The organism is Methylobacterium currus (assembly GCF_003058325.1).
Taxonomy (GTDB): Bacteria; Pseudomonadota; Alphaproteobacteria; order Rhizobiales; family Beijerinckiaceae; genus Methylobacterium; species Methylobacterium currus.
On the sequence record NZ_CP028843.1, the window covers coordinates 846,585 to 861,215 of the forward strand.

Consider the following 14,631-nt stretch of genomic DNA (forward strand, 5'->3'; position numbering starts at 1 on the left):
GTGGCGCGAGCGTCCGATCCGGAACCGGTCCCGAGGCGGGCCGGCCATCCATCGCCGGGGAATGGGTGCGGAGCCTCGATCCGCCCCTATTCCGCCGGCGCCGGCCGATGCGCCGCCTCGTGCTCCGGCGGCTCGTCCACCGCGCCCACGAACCGGCCGAACAGCCGTCCCATCAGCCGCGACAGGTCGTCCATCAGGAGGAAGATCGCCGGCACGAAGACCAGCGACAGCAGGGTCGAGACGATCAACCCCGAGATCACCGCGATCGCCATCGGCGAGCGGAACTCGCCGCCGATGCCGAAGGCCATCGCGCTCGGCACCATGCCGGCCGCCATGGCGATGGTCGTCATCACGATCGGCCGGGCGCGCTTGGCGCCGGCCTGGGTGATGGCGGTGACGCGGTCGACGCCGCGGGCCATCTCCTCGACGGCGAAATCGACCAGCATGATCGCGTTCTTGGTCACCACGCCCATCAGCATCAGGATGCCGATCACCACCGGCATCGAGATCGGCCGGTTGAAGATCAGGAGCCCGAGGATCGCGCCGCCGATCGAGAGCGGCAGCGAGAACAGGATGGTGAGCGGCTGGAAGAACGAGGCGAAGAGCAGGATCAGGACGCCCAGCACCATCATCAGGCCGGCGCCCATCGCCATCGCGAAGCCTTCGAACACCTCGCCCATCACCTCGGCGTCGCCGGTCTGGCGCAAGGAGATGCCGGGCGGCAGGTTGCGGGCGGTGGGGGTGCCCATCGCGAGCTTGATCTGCTCGCCGAGCGCGTCCGAGCCCTGCATGTTGGCCTCCAGCGCCACGCGCACGGCGCGGTCGTAGCGGTCGATGGCGGTCGGCCCGCGGCCGAGGCTGATATCGGCCACGGCCGAGAGCGGCACGGAGGCGCCGTTCTTCGCCGGCACCTTCAGGCTCTCCAGCGCCGCGAGGTCGCCGCGCAACGACACCGGAAGCTGCACCCGGATCGGGATCTGCCGGTCGGTGGCGTTGAACTTGGCGAGATTCTGGCCGATGTCGCCGATCGTGCCGACCCGCACCGTCTCGGCGATGGTGTCGGTCGAGACGCCGAGATCGGCGGCGACGCCGGGCTTCGGACGGATGCGGACCTCGGTCCGGTCGAGGGGCGCGGTCGACATCACGTTGACGAGGTTGGGCAGGGCCGCGACCTCGCGCTGCATCCTCTCCGCCACCTCGGTCACCTGGGCGGTGTCGCCGCCGGCGACGATGAGCGTGAAGTCTCGCTGGCCGCCCTCGCGCAGGGACCAGTAGCGCACGTCCGGCTCGTCGCGCATCAGGTCCATGATCGCCGCTTCCACGTCGGCCTGCTTGCGCACCCGGGCGTTCTTCGGCGTCAGGTTGATGGTGAGGGTGGCGAGCCGCACCTCCTTCTTGCCCGGCAGCTGGCGGCCGCCATCGACGAAGACGGACTTGACCTCCGGCAGGGTGCGGATGCGCTGGGCGACCCGGTCGGTGACCGCGATCGTGTCCTCCAGCCGTGCGCCCGGAGGCAGCTCGACCACCATCAGGGTGCGGGCCGCGTCCTCCTTGGGCAGGAAGCCGGCGGGCAGCAGGCTGGTGGACAGGATGGAGGCCGTGAACAGCGCGAGACCGACCACCAGGGTCACGTATTTGTGCCGCACCGACCACAGCACGACCCGGTTGTAGGTCCGCATCACCGGACCCTCGCGCTCCTCGTGGTGGCCGTGGTCGCGCAGGAAATAGGCCGCCATCATCGGGGTGATGAGACGGGCGACGAGCAGCGACATGAACACCGCGGCCGCGATGGTGAGGCCGAACTGCTTGAAGTACTGCCCGGCGATGCCGCCCATGAACGAGACGGGGGCGAAGATCGCGATCAGGGTCGCGGTGATGGCGATGACCGCGAGCCCGATCTCGTCGGCGCCCTCGATCGCCGCGCGATAGGGCGACTTGCCGAGCCGGACGTGGCGGACGATGTTCTCGATCTCCACGATCGCGTCGTCGACCAGGATGCCGGTGACGAGGGTGATGGCGAGCAGGCTCACCGCATTGAGCGAGAAGCCCATCGCGCTCATCGCCCAGAAGGTCGGGAAGACCGAGAGCGGCAGGGCCACCGCGGCGATCAGCGTCGCGCGCCAGTCGCGCAGGAACAGGAACACCACGAGCACCGCCAGCGCCGCACCCTCCATCAGGCTGTGCATGGCGGATTCGTAATTGCCGATGGTGTTGGTGACCGAGGAATCGATCCGGTCGAAGCGGACGCCCGGATACTCCTTGGCGAACTCCTCGATCTTCTTGGCCACCACCTCGCCGACCGAGGCGTCGCTGGCGCCGCTCGCCCGCGAGATCGCGAAGGCGACGACCGGCTCGCCGTTGAGACGGGCGAAGGTGCGGGGCTCCTCGGCCCCGTCATTCAGGGTCGCGAGGTCGTCGAGGCGCACCTTGCGCCCGCCCGGCAGCACGATCGAGGTCGCGGCGAGCGTCTCCAGGGTCGAGGAGGCGGCCAGCGTGCGGATCGACTGTTCCTGGCCGCCGACCTCGGCCCGGCCCCCGGCCATGTCGGCCGAGGTCAGGCGCAATTGCCGGTTCACGTCGGCGGCGGTGATGCCGAGCGCCAGGAGACGGTCGGGCTTGAGGGTCACCCGCACCTCGCGGGCGACGCCGCCGAGGCGCTCGACGCCGCCGACGCCGCGCAGGCCCTGGATCTGGCGCGCCACCACGTCGTCGACGAACCAGGACAGGTCCTCTGGCGTCATCGCGGGCGCCGAGGCGCCGTAGACCATGATCGGCAGGCCGGCGATCTCGACCCGGTTGATGATCGGCTCGTCGATCGTCCGGGGCAGGTTCATCCGGATCTTGGAGATCGCGTCCTTGACGTCGTTGACCGCCCGGTCGGTGTTGACCTCCAGGCGGAACTCGATCGTCGTGGCCGAGGTGCCCTCGGTGATCGCCGAGGTGATGTGCTTGACGCCCTTCACCCCGGCCACCGCGTCCTCGACCCATTTGGTGACCTGGGTCTGCAATTCGCTCGGCGCGGCGCCGGCCTGCGTCACCGTCACCGAGACGATCGGCACGTCGATATTGGGGAAGCGGGTGATCGGCAGGCTGCGGAAGCTCACGAGGCCGAGAAGCCCGAGCACCAGGAAGAGCACGATCGAGGGGATCGGCTTGCGGATCGCCCAGGCGGAAATGTTCAGGCGCATCGTTCGGGCCCGGTCAGGATTCTATCGGGAGCCGGGCGTCAGGGACGCCCGGAATCTGTCTGGAGCCGGGCGTCAGGGACGCCCGGCCTCGGCGGTGGCGGGCAGGGCGGGATAGATCGGGCGCACCCGGTCGCCGTCGCGCAGGAAGCTGCCGGCCCGGGCCACCACGGCCTCGCCGGCCTTGACCCCGTCGCGGGCCTCGATGAAGCCCTCGGCCGAGAGGCCGGTGCGGATCGCTCTCGCCTCGACCCGCTCGCCGGACACCACCAGCACGGTCGGGCCCGACGGCCCGTAGACCACCGAGGCGAGCGGCACCGCGACGCCGGTGCGCCGCGCCGCCTCGACCGCTCCGCGGGCGAAGGCGCCGATGCGCAGGCGCGGATCGGCATCGAGCTTGATCCGGACCTTGCCGAGCCGCGTCGCCCGGTCGATCTCCGGATAGACCACCCGGACCTTGCCGGAGACCGCCACCGGCCCGTCCGTCGTGTCGAGGTCGAGGCTCGCGGGCGCGCTGGCGCGGAGCCGTGCGAGGCCGGTCTCCGGCACCTCGCCCTCGAGCTCGATCTCGCCGCGGGCGATCAGGCGAAAGAGCGGCTCGGCGGAGGCGCTCGCCGTGGCGCCGACCCGGGCGGTGCGGCGGCTGACGATGCCGCCCTCCGGCGCGCGGATCTCGGTGCGGGCGAGCTTCAGGTCGAGCTCGCTGCGCTGCGCCCGCGCCTGGGCGAGGTCGGCCTGCGCGATGGCAAGCCCGTTGCGGGCGGCCGAGAGCCGGCCCTCGGCGGCCTTCGCGGCCGATTCGCGCTGCTCCATCACCGCCGCGGTGGCGTTGCCGGTCTTCATCAGCGACTGGGCGCGCTCCAGGGAGAGCGCCGCCTCGACCTGTGCGGCCTCGGCCTGCACGATGGTGCTGCGCGCCTGCGCCACCGCGCCTTCCGCCCGCGCGATGGCGGCGGCGTTCTGGGCGAGCTGGGTGTCGATCATCTCGCGCGAGAGCCGCGCCAGCACCGCGCCCTTGGCGACCCGGTCTCCCTCCTCCACCAGCAATTCGGTGATGCGGCAGCCCTCGATCTCCGGCGAGACCAGGATCTCGTCCCGCGGCACCAGGGTGCCGGTGACGACGGCGCGCTCGACGATCTCGCGCTCGGCGGCCACCGCCACCGTGACGGCGGGCGCAGGCGCGGTCGTGGCGACGGGACCGGCCGCGGGCGGGGTCTCGGCGGCCCCCGCAGGGACGGCGATGAGGAGGGCGACGAGGGCGGCCGGGACGCCGGCGTGGCGACGGGGGCGGGTCATCGGGCGGGTTCCGGATGGGACGGCAGAGTGGACGGCACGGTGCCGGTCGGATCGAAGCGGCCCTCGAGCGCCGCCCCGATCAGGGTCAGCATGGCGTCGATGATCGGGCCGGGGGCGAAATCGGGGGAAAGGGCGCGGCGGACCATGATCCCGTCGGCCATCACCAGGGCGAGGCGGGCCACGGCCTCCGGGTCGGCGCCGGGCGCGCGCGGCGCGGCGCGCTCCTGGAACTGGCGGTAGAGGTCGGACAGGCGAGCGGACATCTCGCGCTCGAAGTCCCGGCAGATCGCCGCCATGGCCGGGTTGCGGGTCGCCTCGGCCCACATCTCCAGGCACAAAACGGCCTTCTCGGCCGGCGCCTCGGCGAGGTGGCGGCGGGCAAGGTCGGCGAAGGCCTGCATCATCTCCGGATGCGCCTCGATGCCCGAAAAGTCCTCAGCCACCGCCGCGCGGTCGCGCTCGGCGAGGCCGGCCACGATCGCATCCTTCGACGGGAAGTAGCGGTAGAGGTTGCCCGGGCTCATGCCGGCCTCCGCCGCCACGTCGTTCATCGTGGCGCGGTGGAAGCCGTGGCGCACGAAGCAGGCCTCGGCCGCATCGAGGATGCGGCTGCGGCGCTCCTCGACCGAATCGAGGCGGGCGGGGTTCGGTTGGGATGGCACGCGGGGGAGACCCTGAGAATGAACGTTCATTCTCTACACCCAAAGGGTCCGTTCCTGCAACGTTCGATCCTGTGCAACCTCCTCCGATCGGCAGGCGTTAACGGTCAGGATATCAGTCTTCAGCGGGAGGACAGTTTTCATGGCCATCTTCCAGGTCAGGCAGGCCGCGACCGGTGCCATCCTCTGGACCGGCGGCGCCGAGAACGAGCAGCAGGCCCTCGACGCGATGGCACGCGAGGCGGGCTACGCCGATTTCTCGGCGATTCCGGAATCGTTGCGCGGGGCCGGCACCAAGGTAGACCGCCTGAACCTCGGGTGAGCCGGGACACGCGCCCGATCGGTCACCGATGAGAAGCCGGGATTCGCGTCCCGGCTTTTTTCATGCGCGAACAAGGGTCGTGCGGAATGGTTAAGGAATAGTTTCCCGGGTTTCTCGCCGGTGTTTCGGGCGAATTCGCGGCCCGTTCGATGGCGATCACGTCACGGGACTCGACCCGGATTCCCGTCTCCGGCATGCGCCGGGACGGTCGTGCGGATTCGCGTCAGCTCACCACCTTCGTCTCAGTGGCATTCCGAGGCCGCACCGCGGAACCCGGGATCCGTGACCGCTGATGGTGCAGGATAAACCCGGCGCGCGATCCGTCTTGTTCTCCATATGGCGACGGTCATGGACCCTGGGCTCTCGCCTTTCGGCGAGCCCAGGGTCCACGGAAGACAGGCCCGCATGGGGGCCGACTGATTGATTGCTGCCGACGAGCGGACTTTCAAGTAATCCGCCCAATGATCGCCTCCCGGGCGGCCCGCGAGCCGGAGAGCCGCTTCTTCGCGCGCTCCAGCACCGCCGGCGGAGCCTCGGCCGGAGTCCCGGCGCCGAAGGGCGGGGCGGGCGCATATTCGAGGGCGAGCTGAACCGTCTCCGCCTCCTCGCGGCCGAGGAGTTCGGCCACCACCGCGAGCCCGAAATCGATGCCCGAGGTCACGCCCCCGGCGGTGATCAGGTTGCCGTCGCGCACCACGCGGTCCTGGACCGGCACGGCGCCGAAGCGGGCGAGGAAGTCGTGCGCGTACCAGTGGGTGGTGGCCCGCCGTCCGGTGAGCAGCCCGGCCGCGCCGAGCACCAGGGCCCCGGTACAGACCGAGGTGAGGTAGCGGGCCTCCGCCGCGCGGGCGCGCACGAAGTCCAGCACCTCCTCGTCCTCGAGCAGCGCGTTGACCCCGCTGCCGCCGGGAATGCAGAGCACGTCGAGGGGAGGGCAGGTCTCGAAGGTCGCGGTCGGCACGAAGGGCAGCCCGGTCGCCGAGCGCAAGGGCTCGCCATCCTTCCAGATCAGGTGAACCGCGCTGTCCGGCACAGAGGCGAAGACCTCGTAGGGACCGGTGAGGTCGAGCTGCTGGACCTGCGGGAAGACGAGGATACCGAAGCTGAGCGACACGATGCGGGCCTCCCGTGTGGGCGGCAGGATCGTACGCCGAGGGGTAGGGTGCAAGGGGGCGGATGGAGGGCCGCCGATGGACATCGCGGGAGGACGCGGCGCTCGCCCTCTTTCCCGGCCCGGATGCGGTCATCGCCGTCGCAGCTTGCGACCGTCCCGGCCGGGATCACCCTCCCGCGCGGCCCCGCCCTCCTCCGCAAGGGGCCGCCTCGGCCGGCATGCGGGCGGCGCGATCGATCCTCCAGGGTCTCCTGCGCTTCCCGCTTGATCCGTGCGGAGCACGAGAGAGCGTGTTTCTCCCCCTTACACCCCGGAGAGGAGGAATGCGCCCGACTGTGCGGGTCGCCGTTCACGCGGATCGAGGACGGCTGCTTCGAGCGGAGCCTCGATCTGGTCCAGCGGCCTACCCGCGCCTACTGCCCCCGCCGCGCCTGCGCGGCGAACCGCACCGCCTCCTCCGCCGCCCGGAACAACGCCTTGGCCTTGTTGACGCATTCCTGCTGCTCGGAGGCCGGGTCGGAATCGTGCACGATGCCGGCGCCGGCCTGGACGTGCATGCGGCCGTCCTTGACGATGGCGGTGCGCAGGACGATGCAGGTGTCCATCTGGCCGTCGGCGCCGAAATAGCCGATGCAGCCGCCGTAGGGCCCGCGCTTCTCGCGCTCCAGCTCGTCGATGATCTGCATCGCCCGCACCTTCGGGGCGCCCGAGACCGTGCCGGCGGGGAAGCCCGCGGCGAGCGCCGAGAGGGCGTCGTGCCGGGGATCGAGGCGGCCCTCAACGTTCGACACGATGTGCATGACCTGGCTGTAGAACTCGAGGAAGAACGAATCCGTCACCTGCACGCTGCCGATCTCGGCGACGCGGCCGACATCGTTGCGGCCGAGATCGAGCAGCATCAGGTGCTCGGAGCGCTCCTTCGGGTCGGCCAGCAGCTCCTCGGCGAGCGCCCGGTCCTCCTCCGGCGTCGCGCCGCGGCGGCGGGTGCCGGCGATCGGCCGGATCGTCACCGCGCCGTCGCGCACCCGCACCAGGATCTCGGGCGAGGAGCAGACGATCTGGAAGTCGCCGAAATCGAGGTAGCACAGGAACGGCGCCGGGTTGACCCGGCGCAGGGATCGGTAGAGCGCCAGCGGGCTCAAGGTGAACGGCGCCTCGAAGCGCTGCGACAGCACCACCTGGAAGATGTCGCCGGCGGCGATGTACTCCTTGGCCCGGGCGACCATGCCGAGGAAGTCGTCGGGCGCGATGTTCGAGACCGGGGCGGGGGCGGGAATCTCGGTCGGGTTCTGCCGCGCCTCGACCGGCAGCGGGCCCTCCAGCGCGTCGGCGGCGCGCTCGAGCCGCGCCAGCGCGGCCTCGTAGGCGGCGCGCGCCGGCACACCGGCGACGGGGCGGATCGGCGCCACGAGGGCGATCTCGTCGCGCACCGCGTCGAAGATCACCATCACGGTCGGGCGGACCAGGATCGCGTCCGGCACCCCGATCGGATCGGGATGGGGCGCGTCGAGCCGCTCCATCTCCCGCACCATGTCGTAGCCGAGATAGCCGAACAGGCCGGCCGCCATCGGGGGCAGGCCGGGCTCGGGCGGGATCGCGCTCTCGGCGATCAGCGCCCGCAGGCTGTCGAGGGGCGCCGACTCTTCGGCTGAGAAGCGCGTGAGGTCGGGCGCGCCCGCGCGCTCGGCCCGGCCCTGGGTGCAGCGCCAGATCAGGTCGGGATCGAGCCCGATCATCGAGTAGCGGCCACGCACGGCGCCGCCCTCGACCGATTCGAGCAGGAAGGCGGCGCCCTCGCGCCCCGCCTTCAGCTTCAGGAAGGCGGCGACCGGCGTCTCGAGATCGGCCACCAGGGTGGCGCGCAGGAGGACCGGGCGGCCGGCCTCGTAGGCCGCGGCGGCGGCCTCCGGGGAGGGGGCGACCAGCACGGGATCAGTACTCGCCGCCGATGGCGCGGCGGAAGGCGCCCTCGTTGACCGAGACGCCGGCCTGCTTCTGCACGTCGGCGATGTACTGGGCCAGGATGTCGTCGGCGAGCGCCGTGCGGTACTGCCCCTCCACGGCGACCGCGCCCTGGGCGGTCGGCACGAAGGCCGGCACCGTGGCGCTCGTCACCCGGAACACCACCCGGGCCGTCCCCTCGCCCGAGGCCGTGCCCGACTTGGCGACCGGCGTCGCGAACAGGCGGGCGACGCTCTCGGTGGTGAGGCCATCGCGGCCACGGCCGCGGGCGATGTCGGTCGCGGTCCTGGCCTCCTGGCCGAGGGACTTCGCCACATCCTCGATCGCCTCGCCCTTGTCGAGCCGCTCGGTCGCCTCGCGGGCCTTGGCGGCGAGCCGGCGCGAGACCTCGTCGGCCTTCCACTGCGCCACCACGGCGTCGCGGACCTCCGCCAGCGGCTTGTCGTGGGCCGGGTCGATCTTGGTCACGTCGTACCAGACATAGCCGCCGGAGCGGGTGCGCAGGGCCTCGTTGTCGGCGCCCATGTCGCTGCGGACGATCGCCGCGAGGGTCGCGTCCTTGTCGGGGATCGCGTCGACCGGCTTGCCCTGCGGGTCGCGGCCCTGCGCGTCGACGGCCGGCACCGTGACGAGGGCGAGGCCCTGCTCGCGGGCGATGTCGGCCAGCGGCTTGGCGCCGGCGCGCTGGTCCTCGATCGCGTCGTGGACCTTCTCCAGCCCGTCCCGGGCCTTGTCGAGGGCGACCTCGGACCGGACCTCGCCCGCCACCTCCTCGAACGGCTTGCGGGCGCCGGGCTGCACGGCGGTCACCCGCAGGAGCACCGTGCCGAACCGGCCCTTGACCGGCTCGCTCACCGCGTTCGGCTCGGCCGCGAAGGCGGCCTCCGCGACGGCCGGGTCGAACAGCTCGGACTTGGCGAAGGTGCCGAGATCGAGCGCCTTGGCGTCGAGGCCGCGCTCCGTGGCGACCTGGTCGAAGGTGACCTCGTTGCTGCGGATGCGGGCGAGGGCCGCCGCCGCATCGGCGTCGTTCGGGAAGACGATCTGCTGGATCGACCGCTTCTCGGGCGTGCCGAAGCGGCTCCTCTCGGATTCGTAGCGGGCGCGGGCCTCGGCTTCCGGCACGGCGTCGGGCTTGGCCAGCGTCGCCGGATCGAGGACGAGCAGGTTGACGCTGCGATATTCGGGGGCCCGGAACGCGCTCTTGCGCTCGGTGTAGAAGGTGTTCACCTCCTCGTCGGTCGGGGCCGGGATCTCGCCCGCGGCCGAATCCGGCAGGGTGAAGTAGGACGCGGCCCGGCGCTCGGCGGTGTAGCGGTGGATCGCCTCGCGGGCGGCGAGCGGCACCGGCAATTCGGCGGTGATCGCGTCGGCGAGCTGGAGGCGGGCGGCCACCGCGCGCTGCTCCTGCACGAAGCCCTGCTCGGTCAGGCCGGCCTGGCGCAGCGTATCGCGGAAGGTGGCGACGTCGAAGGCGCCGTTCGGGCCCTTGAAGGCCGGCTCCTCCTGGATCAGCCGCACCACCGCGGAATCGGGGATGCGAAGCCCGAGGTCCTTCGTCTTCTGGTCGAGGGAGGCCTCGGTGATGAGCTGGGCGAGCACCTGCCGGTCGAGGCCGAGCGCCCGGGCCTGGTCCGGCGTGATCGGCCGGCGGCTCTGGCGCGACAGGCGCTGGAGCTGGTTCTGGTAGGCGGTGCGCAGGGCTTCGGCCGGGATCTGCGTGCTGCCGACGGTCGCGACCGCGTTGCTGCCGCCCCCGCGGAAGATGTCGCCAATGCCGAAGATGGCGAGGCCCGCGATCAGGAGGCCGAACACCACCGTGACCACGATCTTGCCGAGCCAGCTCTGGCTGGCGGCGCGGAACCCCTGGAGCATCGCGATCCTCGAAGAAACCCGTCTAAGACATCCTGCGGGCGCCTCCCGCGGGGGGACGCCCGGATCCGGCCGCGATACCGCATAAGCGCCGCAAGGCAAAGAGCGGCGCCCCCGCCGTTTGCCGCCCGGTGGCGGACCTGTTACCCGGCAACGCTTGTCCGAGATCGCCTGTCCGGGATCGCTTGTTCAAGATCGGGGGAGACACATGACGACCGAACGGCCGCGCCCGCTGGTGGCGGGCAACTGGAAGATGAACGGCCTCCGGGCCTCGCTGGCGGTGGCCGAGGCCGTCCGCGACGGCCTCGATGCGGGGTTGGCGCAGCGGATCGACGTGCTGGTCTGCCCGCCCGCGACCCTGGTCGGCGCGGCGGCCGCGGCGCTGAAGGGCTCGGCCGTGCAGGTCGGCGGCCAGGACGTGCATGACGAGGCCAGCGGCGCCTATACGGGCGACGTCTCGGCCGAGATGCTGGCCGATCTCGGCGCCACCTACACGATCGTCGGCCATTCCGAGCGCCGGGCCCGTCACCACGAGAGCGACGCCGAGATCCGTGCCAAGGCGCTCGCCGCCCGCCGCGCCGGGCTGAAGGCGATCATCTGCGTCGGCGAGACCCGCGCGGAGCGCGAGGCCGGCCGGACCCTGGAGGTCGTGCGCGGCCAGCTCGCCGGCTCGCTGCCCGACGGCGCCACCGCGGCCGACACGGTGATCGCCTACGAGCCGGTCTGGGCGATCGGCACCGGGCTGACCCCGACGGTGGACGACGTCGCCGCGGTGCACGCCCTGATCCGGCAGGAGCTCGCGAGCCGGCTCGGTGCCGAGGGGGCCAAGGTGCGGATCCTCTATGGCGGTTCGGTGAAGCCGTCGAACGCCGCCGAGCTGATGGGCGTCGCCAATGTCGACGGGGCGCTGGTCGGCGGGGCGAGCCTGAAGGCCGAGGATTTCCTCGGCATCGCGGCGGCGTATCGCTAAGCCGATTTCGCCAAGGCGGTTGCCGGGTTCGCGATGCAAGTCCGCGACAAGGCAAGAACTTCGGCAGGCCTGCGTTGTGGCAAGCCTGCCGAGGGCGCCGCCCGGTCCCGTCGCGATCTGACAAGGCCCCCGGCCACATCCCCGGGGAGCGCCTGAGCGGGATCGTCAGCTCTCCTCCGCCTCCAGGCCGACCGGGGGACCCGGGCGGGTGGCGCCCGCGATGATCGCCTCCCAGGTCTTGCCCCGGGCCCGCAGGAAGTCGATCGAGGGGCCGTCCGGGTTGCCGTAGACCCGGATCGTCCGCGCGGCGATGCGGCTGCGGTACGGCTCCGGCGTCAGGCTCTTGTAATGGACGGCGAGGCGCCGCCTCTCGGCGTGCACGTCCCGGGCGATGGCTTCGGGCGACAGGCCCTCGCGCCTCAGGGCGGCGGCGCGCTCGGCCAGGCCACGCACCGCGGCCTCGTAGCGGTCGCGCAGGCTCATCCGCCGGCGCCCGCGGCGAGCGGCGCGTCGCAGGACCGTGCCGCCGCCCAGGCCACGGCGAAGCCCGGATGGACGACGAAATCCACCCCCTCCCGCCGGTACCAGCCGTTCACCGCCGGCAGGTGGCCTCGTCCGTGGACGGCGATCGTCACGAGGCTCAGGATGGTCGCGGGACCATCCGCCGGGCCGTGCGCCCGCAGCGCGGCCGGACTCATCGTGCCCTGCGCCGCGAAGGCATCGATCAGCGCGAGGGAGCGATTCTCCGGGACCACCCGCGCCCGGACCCGGATCTGCCGGCGCGCCCGATAGGCCGCCGCTGCCCAGTCCATTCTGAGTCCCGCCTCCCCGATGTCTCGCACCCGGGAGCATCGGCGGCCCGGGGGCGATGTCAAGGTCCCGCGCCGGCGCAGCCGCGCAATCCCTGGCGCCTCACCCGGCGACGAGGCCCGCCCCGGCGGCGGGCGGCAGGGGCACGCCCGGCGGGGACCACGCCATCGCGTAATGCGGCGGGCGCACCGCCGTGACCCGGAAGCCCAGGCGCTCGTACAGGGCCCGCCCGTCCGTGGCGCCGACCATCGGGGTGGACAGGGTGATCGGCAGGCGCACCCGTTCGGCCGCCGCCTGCAGGCTGCGGACGAGATCGGTGCCGATGCCCTTGCCGCGGGCCGCGGCCGCGACCTGAAGCTCGGAGAGGCGCCAATCGGCCCGGCCGAGATCGATGACGACGCGGCCGACCGCCTGCCCGGTCCGCTCGAGGATGAAGTCGAGATGCTCGGGATACGCCGTCTCCAGCCCCGCCCGCAGAGCCGCGTATTGCTGCTCGTAGAGCGCCTGGAGCATGTCGCGGTCGTCCCCCGCCAGGGAGAGCCAGGGTCGCGATTCCACGAAGAGCTGGAGCAGGAAGGCCTGGTCGGACGGGCGGGGCGGGCGCAAGCCCAGTCCGCCGAAGAGCGGGAGGGAACCGGAAGGGGCGGCCATGCGGCGGATGTCCTGTCGAAGCGGGCGGCGAGGAAGGCGGCCCGCGCCTGCGGGGAGGCGCGGGCCGCCCGCCGCCGTCAGTTGAACACCGCCTGGAAGGCGGCGTGGCCCGGCGGCAGCCCGGTGGGCAGGATGCGCTCGAGATAGAGCGGCCCGACCGTGCCGAGGGCCGGGTGCGAGACCAGGCAGTGGCCGCCCGCGAAGGCGCCGACGGCCTCCGCGGGGCAGGAGAAGACGAGGCTGAACGCCGTGCGGTCGCTTCCCGGCATGGTGGTGCGGGGATGCTCGTCGCAGCGCGCCAGGATCGTGGCCACGACCGGCCCGTCCGCGCCGTGCAGCGTGAACGCCTCGCCCTGGACAGGGGCGAAGAGCGCGGCGGACAGGGTGTCGAGGGCCGCGGTCACGGGCGGTCCGGGTAGATGCCCGTCACGGCGATCAGGAAGGTGAGGGCGAGCGAGGGCTGGAAGCTGGGGAACCCCGTGCCGCCGCCCGACGCGGCGATCGTCACGCTGCCGCCCGTCACCGTGTTGATGGTCACGTCCTTCTGCGGGATCGTGGGCGTGCCGGTCACCGTGACCGACTCGGTGGCGAGCGCGGTGATGTTCGCGGCGGGGGGGACGGTGCCGTAGTTCTTGACCGCAGCACCGGTTCCCGCGGCCAGCATGGTGGTCGTCGACGGCGCGCCCGCCGTCCCGGCCACGGTCGAGGCGTTCACCTTGACCGCCAGGTCGCCGGTCGTCCCCGGGATGGTGACCGGCAGGGGCCCCGTCGTCGCCGTGAACGTCGCCGTATGGGTGTGGAGCGGCAGGTTGGCCACGTTGAGCACGGTGCTCTCGGTCCCGTACTGCCTCGCCAGATTGTAGACGGTGCTGCTCAACGTGGATTTGCCGGTCCCGATCGCGGTGCGGCCGGACAGGTTCGGCAGGCCGAACGTTCCCTGGCTTTGGTCGCCGCCGTAGAGATTGCCGATGAGTGAGAGCAGCGCTTGGTATTGGCGGGTTTCTACGACCTGACCTTGGCACTTCATGTAGCCTACAGGCGCCCATTCGAAGGGAATCATGAAGATCATACCGAGCATTGGTTCCATGATGCAGGATCCTTCGACGGGTTACGACGGCCATAAATGACGAAAAATATCGATCATCACTCGATGATCGATTCGTCTGGCGCTTCAAGCAATAGTCGGAAGTGCCTCGATCATGCAAGGTGGAATTTGAAAATGAGATTTTCACGGTATTTCTGTTCGCGCTAGAACCTGTGCGATGCGTCAGATTACGATATGACAAAAAACTAACGAAAAACTCAGGGACATGGAGCGCCGCTTGATCGTGATGAACCGGCGCGGTTGACCGGCCTATACGATGATCCCTGACGGGGCGGCGCCGGGGCCCGTGCCTTCGATGAGGCCCGGGGGCACCAAAACACCCCGCGGATGGATGTCCGGATGCCCCCGTTAATCTCTCTCGCGCCGAGCTTCGTCGGTGCCCCCTCGCAGCCGCGCCCAGGCGAGATGGCTCGGCCGCTCGGGAAGTCGTTGGTCTGGGGATTTCGGGCGCCATCCTGAAATTCGCGACATAATCGCAATTATACCGATCGCAAATGACAAATATTATGTACATTACCTAGATAAATAAATAAAAACAGTAATAAAAGTCATTTTTATTGTATTTGCATTGAAGAAGACAGCTCACAATTGTTATATCATGAGGACGAACGCAGTGCAAAAATGACACCGTTCCGGAAATTTGCGGATTATTCCTGATAGAGAAGACATTTTCCCCTATCGCAAT

Annotated in this window: 13 protein-coding genes; 2 read left to right on the top strand and 11 right to left on the bottom strand. The window is 70.9% G+C overall.

What is annotated here, in order from left to right:
* Positions 1 to 86: 86 nt before the first annotated feature.
* The 3 genes from DA075_RS03855 to DA075_RS03865 form a co-directional block, all read right to left on the bottom strand.
* The gene (locus DA075_RS03855) at positions 87 to 3,188 is read right to left on the bottom strand and encodes an efflux RND transporter permease subunit (RefSeq protein ID WP_099952088.1); all 3,102 of its coding nucleotides are present in this window, start codon (positions 3,186 to 3,188) and stop codon (positions 87 to 89) included.
* Positions 3,189 to 3,260: 72 nt separating this feature from the next.
* Complete coding sequence (locus DA075_RS03860) at positions 3,261 to 4,481, bottom strand: efflux RND transporter periplasmic adaptor subunit (RefSeq protein ID WP_099952089.1); 1,221 nt, start codon at positions 4,479 to 4,481, stop codon at positions 3,261 to 3,263.
* Complete coding sequence (locus tag DA075_RS03865) at positions 4,478 to 5,143, bottom strand: TetR/AcrR family transcriptional regulator (protein ID WP_232386369.1); 666 nt, start codon at positions 5,141 to 5,143, stop codon at positions 4,478 to 4,480. The genes DA075_RS03860 and DA075_RS03865 overlap by 4 nt, the downstream gene beginning before the upstream one ends.
* 139 nt (positions 5,144 to 5,282) lie before the next feature.
* Between DA075_RS03865 and DA075_RS03870 the strand changes: the two genes are divergently transcribed.
* A complete protein-coding gene (locus DA075_RS03870) occupies positions 5,283 to 5,462 on the top strand; it encodes a hypothetical protein (protein WP_099901822.1) in 180 nt (59 codons plus the stop codon).
* A gap of 445 nt (positions 5,463 to 5,907) precedes the next feature.
* Here DA075_RS03870 and DA075_RS03875 read toward each other — a convergent pair whose 3' ends face one another.
* From DA075_RS03875 to DA075_RS03885, 3 genes are all read right to left on the bottom strand, one after another.
* A complete protein-coding gene (locus tag DA075_RS03875) occupies positions 5,908 to 6,576 on the bottom strand; it encodes a DJ-1/PfpI family protein (RefSeq protein WP_099952091.1) in 669 nt (222 codons plus the stop codon).
* Positions 6,577 to 6,989: 413 nt separating this feature from the next.
* Positions 6,990 to 8,504, bottom strand: a complete 1,515-nt coding sequence (gene trpE / locus DA075_RS03880; RefSeq protein ID WP_099952092.1) for an anthranilate synthase component I — start codon at positions 8,502 to 8,504, stop codon at positions 6,990 to 6,992.
* Positions 8,505 to 8,508: 4 nt separating this feature from the next.
* On the bottom strand, positions 8,509 to 10,413 hold the full coding sequence (locus DA075_RS03885; RefSeq protein ID WP_099952093.1) for a peptidylprolyl isomerase: 1,905 nt from the start codon (positions 10,411 to 10,413) through the stop codon (positions 8,509 to 8,511).
* Between the two features lie 205 nt (positions 10,414 to 10,618).
* Between DA075_RS03885 and tpiA the strand changes: the two genes are divergently transcribed.
* Positions 10,619 to 11,380, top strand: a complete 762-nt coding sequence (tpiA, locus tag DA075_RS03890; protein WP_099952094.1) for a triose-phosphate isomerase — start codon at positions 10,619 to 10,621, stop codon at positions 11,378 to 11,380.
* Between the two features lie 165 nt (positions 11,381 to 11,545).
* Here tpiA and DA075_RS03895 read toward each other — a convergent pair whose 3' ends face one another.
* From DA075_RS03895 to DA075_RS03915, 5 genes are all read right to left on the bottom strand, one after another.
* The gene (locus DA075_RS03895; protein WP_099952095.1) at positions 11,546 to 11,863 is read right to left on the bottom strand and encodes a cell wall-binding protein; all 318 of its coding nucleotides are present in this window, start codon (positions 11,861 to 11,863) and stop codon (positions 11,546 to 11,548) included.
* Complete coding sequence (locus DA075_RS03900; protein ID WP_099952096.1) at positions 11,860 to 12,192, bottom strand: hypothetical protein; 333 nt, start codon at positions 12,190 to 12,192, stop codon at positions 11,860 to 11,862. The genes DA075_RS03895 and DA075_RS03900 overlap by 4 nt, the downstream gene beginning before the upstream one ends.
* 100 nt (positions 12,193 to 12,292) lie before the next feature.
* A complete protein-coding gene (locus tag DA075_RS03905; RefSeq protein WP_099952097.1) occupies positions 12,293 to 12,841 on the bottom strand; it encodes a GNAT family N-acetyltransferase in 549 nt (182 codons plus the stop codon).
* Between the two features lie 77 nt (positions 12,842 to 12,918).
* Positions 12,919 to 13,245 carry a DUF6916 family protein gene (locus DA075_RS03910; RefSeq protein WP_210207015.1) on the bottom strand — a complete coding sequence of 109 codons (327 nt, stop codon included), beginning with the start codon at positions 13,243 to 13,245 and terminating at the stop codon, positions 12,919 to 12,921.
* Positions 13,242 to 13,928: a phage tail protein gene (locus tag DA075_RS03915; protein ID WP_099952098.1), complete on the bottom strand. Its 687-nt coding sequence runs from the start codon at positions 13,926 to 13,928 to the stop codon at positions 13,242 to 13,244. The genes DA075_RS03910 and DA075_RS03915 overlap by 4 nt, the downstream gene beginning before the upstream one ends.
* Between the last annotated feature and the right edge of the window lie 703 nt (positions 13,929 to 14,631).